The organism is Thiothrix unzii, from assembly GCF_017901175.1.
Taxonomy (GTDB): Bacteria; Pseudomonadota; Gammaproteobacteria; order Thiotrichales; family Thiotrichaceae; genus Thiothrix; species Thiothrix unzii.
Genome location: NZ_CP072793.1, coordinates 54964 through 66707, shown reverse-complemented (window position 1 = coordinate 66707; position 11744 = coordinate 54964). Strand labels below are relative to the sequence as shown.

The 11744-nt window shown below is 52.0% G+C and carries 17 protein-coding genes; 7 read left to right on the top strand and 10 right to left on the bottom strand.

Translation table 11 applies throughout. The annotated features are described in order from the left end of the window. Positions 1 to 72: 72 nt before the first annotated feature. Both J9260_RS00470 and J9260_RS00465 read left to right on the top strand, forming a co-directional pair. Positions 73 to 378, top strand: coding sequence for a ribbon-helix-helix domain-containing protein (locus J9260_RS00470; protein WP_210219115.1), 306 nt, complete (start codon positions 73 to 75; stop codon positions 376 to 378). Further along, entirely contained in the window at positions 375 to 791 is a 417-nt protein-coding gene (locus J9260_RS00465; protein WP_210219114.1) for a putative toxin-antitoxin system toxin component, PIN family, read from the top strand. The genes J9260_RS00470 and J9260_RS00465 overlap by 4 nt, the downstream gene beginning before the upstream one ends. A 13-nt stretch (positions 792 to 804) precedes the next feature. Here the strand turns inward: J9260_RS00465 and J9260_RS00460 are convergent, their stop codons facing one another. Together J9260_RS00460 and J9260_RS00455 are read right to left on the bottom strand one after the other, a co-directional pair. Next, the gene (locus J9260_RS00460) at positions 805 to 1263 is read right to left on the bottom strand and encodes a PIN domain-containing protein (protein WP_210219113.1); all 459 of its coding nucleotides are present in this window, start codon (positions 1261 to 1263) and stop codon (positions 805 to 807) included. Next, a complete protein-coding gene (locus J9260_RS00455; RefSeq protein WP_210219112.1) occupies positions 1241 to 1486 on the bottom strand; it encodes a DUF6364 family protein in 246 nt (81 codons plus the stop codon). The genes J9260_RS00460 and J9260_RS00455 overlap by 23 nt, the downstream gene beginning before the upstream one ends. Before the next feature lie 129 nt (positions 1487 to 1615). Here J9260_RS00455 and J9260_RS00450 point away from each other — a divergent pair, with 129 nt between their 5' ends. Continuing rightward, positions 1616 to 2806, top strand: coding sequence for an ATP-binding protein (locus tag J9260_RS00450; RefSeq protein ID WP_210219111.1), 1191 nt, complete (start codon positions 1616 to 1618; stop codon positions 2804 to 2806). 10 nt (positions 2807 to 2816) lie between these two features. Next, positions 2817 to 3431 carry a LysE family translocator gene (locus tag J9260_RS00445; RefSeq protein WP_210219110.1) on the top strand — a complete coding sequence of 205 codons (615 nt, stop codon included), beginning with the start codon at positions 2817 to 2819 and terminating at the stop codon, positions 3429 to 3431. A gap of 50 nt (positions 3432 to 3481) precedes the next feature. Here J9260_RS00445 and J9260_RS00440 read toward each other — a convergent pair whose 3' ends face one another. After that, the gene (locus J9260_RS00440) at positions 3482 to 3874 is read right to left on the bottom strand and encodes a DUF302 domain-containing protein (protein WP_210219109.1); all 393 of its coding nucleotides are present in this window, start codon (positions 3872 to 3874) and stop codon (positions 3482 to 3484) included. Positions 3875 to 4214: 340 nt separating this feature from the next. Between J9260_RS00440 and J9260_RS00435 the strand changes: the two genes are divergently transcribed. Next, the gene (locus J9260_RS00435; RefSeq protein WP_210219108.1) at positions 4215 to 4913 is read left to right on the top strand and encodes a response regulator transcription factor; all 699 of its coding nucleotides are present in this window, start codon (positions 4215 to 4217) and stop codon (positions 4911 to 4913) included. 378 nt (positions 4914 to 5291) lie between these two features. After that, the gene (ppk2, locus tag J9260_RS00430; RefSeq protein ID WP_210220677.1) at positions 5292 to 6107 is read left to right on the top strand and encodes a polyphosphate kinase 2; all 816 of its coding nucleotides are present in this window, start codon (positions 5292 to 5294) and stop codon (positions 6105 to 6107) included. Positions 6108 to 6111: 4 nt separating this feature from the next. Here the strand turns inward: ppk2 and J9260_RS00425 are convergent, their stop codons facing one another. Continuing rightward, positions 6112 to 6987: a lytic transglycosylase gene (locus J9260_RS00425; protein WP_210219107.1), complete on the bottom strand. Its 876-nt coding sequence runs from the start codon at positions 6985 to 6987 to the stop codon at positions 6112 to 6114. A 252-nt stretch (positions 6988 to 7239) separates the two neighbouring features. Between J9260_RS00425 and J9260_RS00420 the strand changes: the two genes are divergently transcribed. Then, on the top strand, positions 7240 to 7602 hold the full coding sequence (locus J9260_RS00420) for a VanZ family protein (protein ID WP_210219106.1): 363 nt from the start codon (positions 7240 to 7242) through the stop codon (positions 7600 to 7602). 2 nt (positions 7603 to 7604) lie between these two features. Here J9260_RS00420 and J9260_RS00415 read toward each other — a convergent pair whose 3' ends face one another. Genes J9260_RS00415 through J9260_RS00390 form a run of 6 tightly spaced genes read right to left on the bottom strand, consistent with a single transcriptional unit; the run spans position 7605 to position 11744 of the window. Beyond that, a complete protein-coding gene (locus J9260_RS00415; protein ID WP_210219105.1) occupies positions 7605 to 8309 on the bottom strand; it encodes a DUF3299 domain-containing protein in 705 nt (234 codons plus the stop codon). Between the two features lie 26 nt (positions 8310 to 8335). After that, positions 8336 to 9595 (bottom strand): ABC transporter permease, encoded by a 1260-nt coding sequence (locus J9260_RS00410; RefSeq protein WP_210219104.1) that lies wholly within the window; start codon positions 9593 to 9595, stop codon positions 8336 to 8338. Positions 9596 to 9598: 3 nt separating this feature from the next. Further along, positions 9599 to 10102 (bottom strand): type II toxin-antitoxin system YhaV family toxin, encoded by a 504-nt coding sequence (locus J9260_RS00405; RefSeq protein ID WP_210219103.1) that lies wholly within the window; start codon positions 10100 to 10102, stop codon positions 9599 to 9601. After that, positions 10102 to 10455, bottom strand: a complete 354-nt coding sequence (locus J9260_RS00400) for a type II toxin-antitoxin system PrlF family antitoxin (protein WP_210219102.1) — start codon at positions 10453 to 10455, stop codon at positions 10102 to 10104. Before J9260_RS00400 ends, J9260_RS00405 begins: the two co-directional genes overlap by 1 nt. A gap of 39 nt (positions 10456 to 10494) precedes the next feature. Continuing rightward, on the bottom strand, positions 10495 to 11181 hold the full coding sequence (locus tag J9260_RS00395) for an ABC transporter ATP-binding protein (protein WP_210219101.1): 687 nt from the start codon (positions 11179 to 11181) through the stop codon (positions 10495 to 10497). After that, positions 11178 to 11744, bottom strand: a complete 567-nt coding sequence (locus J9260_RS00390) for a DUF2796 domain-containing protein (RefSeq protein ID WP_210219100.1) — start codon at positions 11742 to 11744, stop codon at positions 11178 to 11180. The genes J9260_RS00395 and J9260_RS00390 overlap by 4 nt, the downstream gene beginning before the upstream one ends.

Here is an 11744-nt window from a genome sequence, read left to right as displayed (position 1 = left end):
CAATGTGGCGATATTGACAATAATGAGTCAACGTTCAAGACTCTAGGTATCGGCAAATGGGAGAGTCAAATCATGACCACGCTAAACATTTCTTTACCAGACAATATGAAAACATGGATCAGCCAACGGGTAACAGGTGGTGATTACAGCAATATTAGCGATTACATCCGCAGCCTCATCCGCCGTGACCAAGAGCAGCTACAAGCCCAGCGCGAACAAGATGACCGCAAGTGGCAACTGATACAGGACATCGCCCGCAAAAACTTGCAACAGCGTTTGGCAGAACCACCACCCGAAGAATTTGCCGACATGAGCGAAGAAGAAGTTATGCGCATGGTGCGTGAAGAAATTCAAGCCTACCGCCAAGGTAAAGCATGAGGGTTGTCATTGATTGCAACATTTTGATTTCAGCAGGGCTGACAGCAGGAACATGCCGCGCCGTGATACAAACGGCACTGGCTCATTGCGAGATAGTGATGTCACCGGCTATTTTGGCTGAATATCAGGAAGTAGTATCCCGCCCCAAATTTGTCCGTGTTCGCGACAAACTGGAAGGTTTCATGCTGGATATGGCACGGGTAGCTGAATTCGTTTACCCAGAGCCGATTGCTTACCCACTCCCAGACCCAAAGGATGTGCCTTATCTGCTAGCCGCACTGGCAAGTGGCGCGAAATATTTGGTAACGGGCAATGGCAACGACTTTCCAGCGGATGTCTGCGTGGGTGTTGATGTGGTAACTCCAGCAGCATTTCTCAGGCTTGATTTGCCGGATGAACCAATTTTACGTTGAGCAATTTATCGGCTTAGTCGTGTAAGTAACGTCCACCCTCTTCCTGCACCTGATTCAACAACGGATTATGGATACGCACCCCGCCAATCACTTGCCCATGATTGAGGTCTTCGCTCAACAAAACGCTGGCGTTTGCCCGCTGCGCTGCCGCGACAATCAATGAATCCCAAAACGATAGCCGCACCATTTCCTGAATGTTGGAGGCTATCTGAATCAATGACGGGTCAACCTGCACAACTTCCCACGCTTCGTACAATTTCAGTTCGGCTCTGGCGGTCTCATAAGTCATCGGCTTGCGTAATTTACGGGTGGCATTGTTGTAGAACTCTTGCATGACCTGCGTGCTAATCACCCCGCAACGCTGTCGCCACAAATCCTGCACGACTTGTTTGCAGATTTCCTGCTTCCAGCCAGCCGCATGATCGTAGACATACAACAAGATGTTGCTATCAACGAAAGTTTTTGCGGTCATACATTTCCTCGCGTGTTAAGTAATTGCCACCGCCGAAGTCATAACCTTTTTCCATCGAAGCTAGTGCTTGTTCCATCGCTTGCAGGTAGGCATCGTCTTTCTTTGCTAAACGCTCCAGCTCCGCTGTCAGCAAGGCACTGATTGACGTAGAACGTTGTGCTGCCAGTACCTTGATTTTCTGGAGCAGTTCTTTTTCCAACGAAAGCGTAATATTCTGTTTCATGTCATCACCTCCACGCTTTCATGTGTAGCACGCTTTTACGTGAAAAACAACGTGTGATAATTTTCGCATTATGCTCTAAACTATACTTTAGACTAAAGCTGATTTTTACTGAAATAGGTTTCACAGACGATGATCTCCCCCATCCTCCGTCAGACATCCGCCTTGATCCTTGCCCGACGGCAACCGGACTACCGCCGTTTCCTGCACACTCGCATCGACTTTGGCGAGCAACTGATCGGCATCAAGGGCGCACGCGGTTGTGGCAAAACCACCGTGCTGCTGCAACACGCGCAAAGCTGCGGCTTGGAAGCCTCCCGTATCCTCTATATTGCCTGCGACCACCCCGCGATGGTGGATGTGGATTTGTATGCCCTAGCCCAAACCTTTTACCAAGAAGGCGGGCAACTGCTGCTGATCGACGAAATCCACAAAAGCAAGGGCTTTGCCGTTCACCTCAAGGCGATCCGCGATACCTTTGATTTGCAGGTGATCTTTTCCGGCTCGTCGGCGTTGCGGCTGGAACACGAACTGGCGGATTTGTCACGGCGGGCGGTGGTACATGAGTTGCCGGTGCTGTCATTGCGCGAATTCATGGAAATCGAAACCGGGCAACACTTCGCGGCTTATGCCCTGCCCGACATCCTCGCCAATCACGCCAACTTGGCGGCAAACGTCATGCAAACGCTGCGCCCGATTGAGCAGTTCAAGAAATACCTGCGTTACGGTGCTTACCCGTTCTACCGCGAATCGCTGGATAATTACACCAGCAAGCTGCTGGAAGTGATCAACCTGACGATTGATTCCGACCTTGCCAGCCTCTACAGCATCGCCCCCGACAAACTGGATAAGCTGAAAAAGCTGCTGTACATGCTGTGCAGCACTGACCCGGTGGAATTGAACATTTCCAAACTGAGCGCGGGGGTGGGTACATCTTGGCCGACGCTTTCACGCTATCTCGACAGCATGAGCGCGGGCAGTCTGGTGCATATCGTGCGCGGCGGCAGCGGAATGCGTACCGTCAACAAGCCGGACAAGCTATTGCTGGATAACACCAACCTGTTTTACGCGCTGTGTGCCAGCCCCAATGTTGGCTCGCTGCGCGAAAGTTTTTTTGTCTCGCAACTGAGTTACCAGCATCAGGTGCATTACCACGACAAAGGCGATTTTGTGGTGGATGACCGCTGGGTATTTGAAATCGGAGGTGCGGGTAAGACGCTCAAACAACTGGCACAGCACCCGGATGGCTATGCGGTGGTCGATGATGTGGTCATCGGCGATGGCAGGCGGATTCCGTTGTGGTTGTTTGGGATGTTGTATTGAGTTACGTGAAATGCCCTTAACTGACTGGTTTTCCCTGCTCGCCATCTGTTTGATGGGTGCAATGTTCCCCGGTGCAAGCCTTGCTGTGGTGCTGCGCAACACTATCAATCATTCGCGCTTGCACGGCATCGTGACTGGCGTTTCCCACGCGCTGGGCATCGGTTTATACGCGCTGCTTTCGGTACTCGGTCTGGTTTTGCTGCTGCAACAATCGCCGCTGTTGGTCAAAGCCATTAGCTACGCCGGGGCAGTTTACCTGCTGTGGCTGGGCTATCAAGGCTTGATGGCGAAAGCGCACACGGGGCGACACGCCGCTATTCAAACGCATCAAGCCACATTGCTGGACGCTGCCCGTGACGGCTTGCTGATAGCGTTGCTCAACCCCAAGGTCGGGCTGTTTTTCCTCGCGCTGTTCAGCCAGTTTGTGCAGGAAGGGATGAGTCTGACTGCCAAAACCATGTTTGTCAGCACGATTGCTATCGTGGATGGTGCTTGGTATGTGCTGGTGGCTGCGGTTTTGTCACAAGGTAAATGGCTGGAATGGTTACGGCAACATCAGGTGTGGGTCGAGCGAATTCTGGGTGTTATCCTGATTTTATTGGCTTTGCGGATTTTTCTGGCATGAGGAGCATCCCTCGTCTCCCCTGAGCAGAGGAGACTGGGATGGGTTGCGTATTACGCGGACAGTTTGTCGATGACGCGCAACAGCTTTTCCTTTGCCACCTTGCCAACTTCTTGTGCTGCGTCGCTTTGCGCCAGCCCCAGCACGGTGACAGGATCCATAAAACTCACCACCACGTTGCCCGGTGTGGTTTCGTACATAATGAAATTGCATGGCAATAACGTGCCTGCATTCGGTTCCACCTCCAGAATCTGGGAGGCCAGCTTGGGGTTGCACGCGCCGAAAATACGGTAAGGCGGAATATCTTTATCCATTTTGGCTTTGAAAATGGCTTGCACATTGACTTCGCTGACAACGCCCAGATGCTCTTCCATCAAGACGGCGCGGACTCTTTCAATGGCTTCTTCAAAACCGCTTTGCAGTGTGGTGTTGAACTCGTATGACATGGGTTTTCCTTTGCGTTACCTGAAATGAGGCGAGTTTAGACAGACAGATTGTCATGAACAATGCAAAATCACAAATACGCCCCCGTGCCTGCACCAAATCTGCAAAATCTTTCCGTGCTCCCTCCACATCAGCGCGTAAATACCTGCACAAGTGGCGCGTACTATCTACTCCTGACACTACTCACATGAACCGGGAAACGGACGATGCCAACAATAATCGGATGTTTACAAGCTGTTATCCCGGTGGGTTTGACAACCCATAAGACTCCTTCGGTTCCGGTTAGCGGCTTTAGCGTCGCTGACTGGAATTACTTTGCCCGCTTGCTTTATAGTTACCCCCATGAATAAACACATCCTCATCGCCGACGACGACCCGCACATCCGCGACGTGATCAGTTTCGCGCTGGAAAAAGCCGGGATGCAACCCACCCTCGCCGAAGACGGGCGGCAAGCCTTGGATTTATTCCGGGCGCAAGCGGCGGATTTGATCGTGCTCGACATCAATATGCCAGAACTTGACGGTCTGGAAGTGTGCCGCGAAGTGCGTAAGTTTTCCGATGTACCGATTCTGTTTTTATCCTCGCGGGATGATGAAATAGACCGCATTCTGGGGTTGGAAATCGGTGGCGATGATTACGTCACCAAACCGTTTAGCCCCCGTGAATTAGTCGCCCGCATTAATGTGATCCTCAAGCGCAGCCAGCAACTCACACCAAGCAGTGCGGCGATTACCCCCGGTGAATTGCGCCTGAGTAAGCTCACAATTCAACCACAACAACACACCGCCAGTTGGCAGGGGCAAAACGTTACCCTGACTGCTACCGAATTTGCCATGTTGCACCTGTTTGCCCGCCAGCCGACGCGGGTATTTAGCCGCGATACCATTATGGGCAGCGCGTATGACGGCAATGTCTACGTGAGTGACCGCACCATTGACAGCCACATTCGCCATATTCGCCAGAAATTTGCGGAAAAAGGTTGCGAAAATATTATCGAAACCGTACATGGGGTTGGTTACAAACTCGCAAATTGCCAGTAAATTGATCAACTGAATCGGGTAGTGACATTTATCAGTACAAACGCGCCACAACCCGACTAGCATGGTAGGGTTACTGTTTTTAACGACAACAATCCTGTGGAGCAAACAATGGCGCAAGAAAAAAACCCCAACCCAACCCCTGCAAATTCTGAGTTAACCGCCACTGGCGTGGAAGATTTTGCGGTTCTGCAAGCGAGTTCTGAAGCGCAAGACGCGCAATTTGCGGCGGTGGAAGACATCCTCGAACACCTTGAACCGCAACCCGACAACAACGAAGCCACCCTGAAAGCCATCGGCGCGATTCTTGAAGGCGCGTCCCCCGATGATGCGGCGGCACTCAAAGCAGCGTTGTTACGTTGGCAAAAATTTGAAGCCAAAATGCCTATCAGCCCGGATGACGAGTTGGTGGACGATTGGCGCAGCGCGGTTTACCCCTACAAAAACCGCTTATCACGCAAATCCTATGAAAAGCAGAAATACCACCTGCAAGTCGAGCTACTCAAACTGCAAGCGTGGGTACGTGAAACCGGGCAGCGCGTAGTAATCCTGTTTGAAGGCCGTGATGCTGCCGGTAAAGGGGGGGCGATTAAGCGTTTCATGGAACACCTCAACCCGCGTGGTGCGCGTGTTGTGGCGTTGGAAAAGCCGACCGAAATGGAACGTGGGCAATGGTATTTTCAGCGTTACATCCAGCATTTGCCGTCCGCCGGTGAAATCGTGCTGATGGACCGCTCTTGGTACAACCGTGCGGGCGTTGAGCGTGTCATGGGCTTTTGTAACGAAGATGAATACTTGGCATTCATGCGCCAAGCCCCGGAACTGGAACGCCATCTGGTCAACAGCGGCATTCATTTAATCAAGTTCTGGTTCTCGGTCAGCCGCAAAGAACAACGCCGCCGTTTCAAAGAACGCGAAATTCACCCACTCAAGCAGTGGAAGCTCAGCCCGATTGACTTGGCTTCCCTCGAAAAATGGGATGAATACGGCAAGGCTAAAGAAGCAATGTTCTTCCACACTGACACTTCCGAGTGCCCTTGGATCATTGTGAAATCCGACTGTAAGAAACGCGCCCGCCTGAATGCGATGCGTTATGTGCTGAACAAAATGGATTACAAAGGTAAAGACCTGCGTAATATCAGCCAAGCTGACCCGCTGATTGTGGGGCGAGCCAGCTTTGGCGGTAACAACAGCTAAACGCTTAACGCAAGCGTAGCACCTGCCCCACCTTGATCCCATGAGGTGCGGGCAGTTGATTCAGCCGAATCAATTCCGGCACTGCCACACCCGTCACCCGCATGACCTGATAAACCGTATCACCAGCACGCACTGTGTAATGCCCTGCGGCTCCCGGACTCGCGGCTTTTACTGTATGCAAATCTGCCCAAGGTAACACTTTACTGCTACTCGCAGGCTCCACCTGTAACGGGCGCACCACTTGCTTTTTAAAAGTGGCGGCTTGATCTTGCGTCCCGGAAAATTTCCCGTAAGCCTGCATCACTTTACCCACGTAAGCGGGGTTGGGAATACCACCGGTTTTACGCACATTGCCTTCGCCAGCATTGTAAGCGGCAATCGCACGACGAGTATTACCATCGTAATGCGCCAGCAATACGCCAAGGTAACGCGCCCCGCCGTTAATGTTTTGCCAAGCGTTGTAACCATCATTCACATTAAAACGCCGTGCAGTTCCCGGCATTAATTGCATCAAACCCTTTTCACCGGACGTGCCACGCGCTTTGGATTTAAAGCAACTTTCAATGGTAATTACCGCTTTAATCAGATCCTGACTCACGCCGTGCTGACGTGCCGCATTGTGAATCGGCTGTCCATACGCGCTGGCTTTTTGTTCGAGTGTGGAACCGCTCAAGGTTTGGCAACCACCACCCGTGCGGCGGGCTACACGACGTTTTTTAACGGAACGGCTGCGCGATTTCAGGGCGTTACCGGCTTTTTGTGGGGTGTAAGATTGGGCAGCTTGTTGAGCTGCGGCGTGGGCGCGTGACGATGGGGCAACCACAATGGCAACAGCAATAACCATCGCGACACTGAGTGCGATTGATAGCATCTTTTCCATAAGTTTTCTTCTAAATCCATTCTATTTGATAGATACCGCCAACAGCGGCATACCGAACTTGCCATTTAAACTTAATATTAGCTGAACAGCAAGAGCCACTTATTTAGTTATCAATCAGTTATAAAGCAAGCCGGTATTTTGTATTAATCCACAGCGTTTATACGACAAAATCGGACAGCAATACACGCAAGGCTTGCAAAGCACGCTACAGCGCGGTAAATAGACCGCAAGCTAACGACACACAGGCCAACCATGTATACCCCTTCATCGCGCATTCGTACCTTGTTTAAAGCTTTTTTTCTCGCCGCCTTGGTCGTGGGCACGATCTTAGCGTTGATTCCCAGTAACGGCATGGGCGTTAAACACGTGGATAAAGTACAGCACGCGCTGGCATTTTTCAGCCTCGCGGCATTACTCGACATCGCGAGTTTACGGCGGTATTGGCAGTGGAAAGTACCATTGTTGCTGGGTTACGGTGCAATGATTGAGGTGCTGCAAGCGTTCCTGCCTTGGCGTTCGTTTTCGGTGGCTGACTGGTTTGCTGACGCGCTGGGCTTGGGGTTGTACTGGCTGGTGTGGTGGTGGTTGCTTAAAAACCGCCTACCACACCGCTAGCGTTACGGTTTGGTGGGTTGTGCCACAGGTGCGGGCGCGGCGGGTTCTTGCCACATTTCTACCCGTGCGTCTTTGAGTTGATAACCTGCTTCGGCAAGGTCAGTTTTAACTCTTTCCGCCGTTAATGTACCGAAAACCCACACCGGTTCGTACATGCGTTCCATCCCCACGCTTTTTCCGGGCAGCGGTTGCACCAACAGCGTTTGGTTCAACGGCGGCGGCGGCACATGGATACACGCCCCGAAGTAAGGCACGAGCAAAAACTCTTTCACCACACCTTGCTTTTCGTCCACTTCCAACGGCGAAATGAAACCCGGAATTTTCACCTGTTTGCCGTTAAGCGCGGGGTTCACCGGAGCCATATTGAGTTCCGCCTGCATCTTTTCTAACACAGCGTCTTCGGACGGATCACCTTCGGGAATCGCATCAATCTGCGGTTGATATTTCTTCAAAATATCCGCCAAACCCTGTCCCGGCAACTCTAGGTTTTCCCATTCGAGTTCGGTAAATTGCGCATCTTCTGCCTTGCGTTTCGCCAATTCCGCATCGCTGGGTTTCACCAACGCCTGAATCGACGTGCCAATCGCCGGAGCTTCCGGTGGCAAGGCTGTCTGAGCGGGCGGTGTTGCCGGAGCAACCTGTTTTTCCTCACCACACCCTGTTAAACCCATAGTGAGCAATAAGCACGCTAAAATCTTAGTTTTCATTTCAAATCCTTACCAATCAATATAAATCACACCCGCACCGTTAACCCATCCTGCAACGCACGCCGGTACGCAATCGCCCCCGGAATCAAACTAAACAGCAACGCTAACCCCGCGACCACTGCCAGCAGCAGCAAATCGCCCACATCCGGCAACCAAGTGCTCAAATAAAATCCGTATTCCGCCAACACCCACGGACGCGCCGCTAACACCCCCGCAAACACCAACACCGCGCCCAGCAAGCAACCCAACACGACCAATACGCCCGCTTCCAGCACAAACAACAGGAACACATGACGCGGATGCGCCCCCACTGCCCGCAAAATAGCCATTTCACGCCGCCGTTCATTCAACGTGGAAAGCAACGTAGTCAACATCCCCAATAGCCCCGCCACCACCACGAAGCCGGTAATAATCCGCAGCACGTTTTCAAATAAACCAATCGCTTGCCACAATTCCGCCAACGCCACACCGGGGACAGTCGCCAGCAATGGTTCACGCTTGTAATCGTTGATTTCGCGCTGTATCCGAAATGCTGCCGCCCGATTTTTCAAACCTACCATAAATGCGGTAATCACTTTAGGTTGCAAGTTTTTCTGCAACGCCTGTTCCGCGCTGATTTGATAACCGGGAATTTTTGCGCCCCCCACCCAATCAACGTGAATGGCCTCAATGCCTTCCAGCGAAACATGCACAGTGCGGTCAAGCGGCGTGCCCGTGGGTTTGAGGATGCCGACGACAGTGAACGGTTTATCATCATGCAAAGTAAAGCTCGTTGAAGCCGCTCCGTGGGCGATGACGATTTTATCGCCGAGCTTGTAGCCCAACTTCCGCGCCACTTCCGCTCCTAACACCGCGTCGAATACGCCATCAAAAGGCTTGCCAGCCGCAAATTCCAACAGGCGTTTATCACCGTGGCGGTAATAGCGAAAATAATCCTGATTCGTGCCTAACACCCGAAAACCTTGGTGCGAATCACCCAAACTCAGCGGAATTGTCCAATCCACCAGCGGCTTACTCGCGATCTCCTGATACGACTGCCAACTGATATTGTTGGTGGCATTGCCAATCCGAAATACGCTGTAAAGCAGCAATTGCACCGGCCCACTCCGCGCGCCCACCACCAAATCCGTCCCGGAAATCGTGCTGAGGAAACTGCTTTTCGCCTCCTTACGGATGTACTCCACGCCCAACAGCAACGCCACGCTGATTGCGATAGAAAACAGCGTCAGCAGCAAACTAGCACGGCGATTCCACAGACTACGCAGGGTGAGATTGAGCAAAATCATGGTTTAATCACCATCGTGAATAACATCAGGAAAACCGTAAACACGCCCTGCTTCACTCATCGCTTCCGCCAACAACGCATCCCAATCGTCGGGCGGATGTCCAGAATGCAGCATTTTGCGAAATACCCGATAAGCGTCGCGTTCACTTTCGTAAGCGCGTTTGGTGCTATCATCGTTAACCCATGCCAGCACAATAATACGGCTTTCGGCGTGGTAGCGAAAAAACAGGCGGTATTGCTGGAAAAATTTAGCACGAAACCAGTGTTTGTATTCCGCGCCCAACGTGTTGCCTTGCCGGTATTCGGGCAGCGTCGGGTCTTGCGGAATAATGTCAAAAGCCAGACGTTTCAAAGCGGTAAGCCGTTTTGCTGAGCGTTTTTTATGAAAATTGAGTGGATCTTTGTATTCAAGCCGCTCCACTTCTCTAGTGAGTATTTCCAATTGCTCTGAAAATAAGGGGTGTGGAAGCACAGTCCAACCATGAATGACCGAGGGTAGTGCTGGCATTATTCGTCCTCGTCATCATCGGGTGGTAATGGCGCATTGAGATCGAGATCCGCATCGACATTAGCTGTCAAACGTTCGATTCTAGCCATCAACTCAGCAGAAAGCGGCTGTAAGCGGTGTGGGTTCTGTTCAATATCATTAGCGAGGAATTGCAGAAATTTACCCAATACCGGGTCTGGTTCATCCTCAATTGGCACGATTACCCGCGATAACAACACGCTGCCGTCGGATTGGATGGTGTAATGCACCTTGTCACGTTTGCCCAATTTCAGCGCACGCCGCACCGGTTCTGGCACGGTAGTTTGGTAACGGTCGGTGAGCGTGGATTCAGTTTCAAACACGGTGGTTGGCATGACGCGCCTCCATAAGACTAACAGGGTAATGCAATTGCATTACTCTACCATGCTCGCGCCATTGACGCTGCTCAAATCCACCACACGCGGAAAATGACTGGCAATGTGCGGGTCGTGGCTGACGAAAATAATGGTGCTGCCCTGCACTTGTGCTTCCCGAAACAACAGCTCAAGGAAACCGTCACGGGTATCCGTATCCAGCGCGGAAGTCGGTTCGTCGGCAATCAAAATTTCCGGGCTACCGATCAACGCACGCGCCACGGCCACCCGTTGTTGCTGCCCGACACTCAACTCGGTAACAGCTCGCTGCCACAACGACCTATCCAGCCCCAAATGTTCCAATAAACGCTCGATAGCACCTTGCACATCGCCAGCACGTTGTTTGCGCCGTGCGGAAAAATGACACGGTAATTGCACATTTTCACGCACCGACAAATACGGCAACAGATTAAACTGCTGGAAAATAACGCCCATGTGATCCGCGCGGAAACGATCACGCGCCGCTGGATTCATGTTGTGCAAGGTTTGCCCCAACAGGGTCAAACTGCCACTGGCAGGCTTGAGGATACCTGCCAGCAGGTTGAGCAACGTGGTTTTACCGCTACCGCTTGCCCCGCGAATGAACAAATGTTCGCCTTGCTCAACCTGCAATTCGGCAATCGCCAAGGTGTCCTGGCTTTGGCCTTGCCAGCGGTAGCGCAGATTGTGCAGCTCAATGACACTCATTGTGTCAGCGTAAGCGTCGTATCTTGGGTCAGTTCCATTGCCGACGCACCTTTTTCCGTGACCCACTCCGCCTTAATGTGTTGGAAACCGTTCGGGAATGCCGCAAACAATTTCACCGCAACCTCTTTGAGTTCCGTCGGTTTAGCGCAGGCGTAAGACCATGCAATATCCATGTCATTGTGCGCGGCCTCAGCCTCCTGTTGGTGTTCATGTTCAGCAGACACTTCGTCCCCCAGTAACGCAGACAACACTTCGGTGTCTTGCAATTGGCACTCAGCTTCGGGATTAAGCGTAAATAGCTCATCACCCGCTTCGAGCTTTTTCACCGCATCATCCAACGTTTCTTTATCCGCATCGCTGGTGGGAACGTGTTCAAAACCCACGATATTGGCGGCGGGAGATTCCAAAGTGATTTCCACACCTTCTGTACCCACTGCAACCGCCAGCGTAGCAACGCCGTGTTCGTGTGCACCGTGTTGCTCGTGTTCTTCGGCGTGAAGATTGCTGGCGGAAAGTGCCAATAACAGGCTGAAACTGCTGATTAACAAGCTAGGGTATTTCAT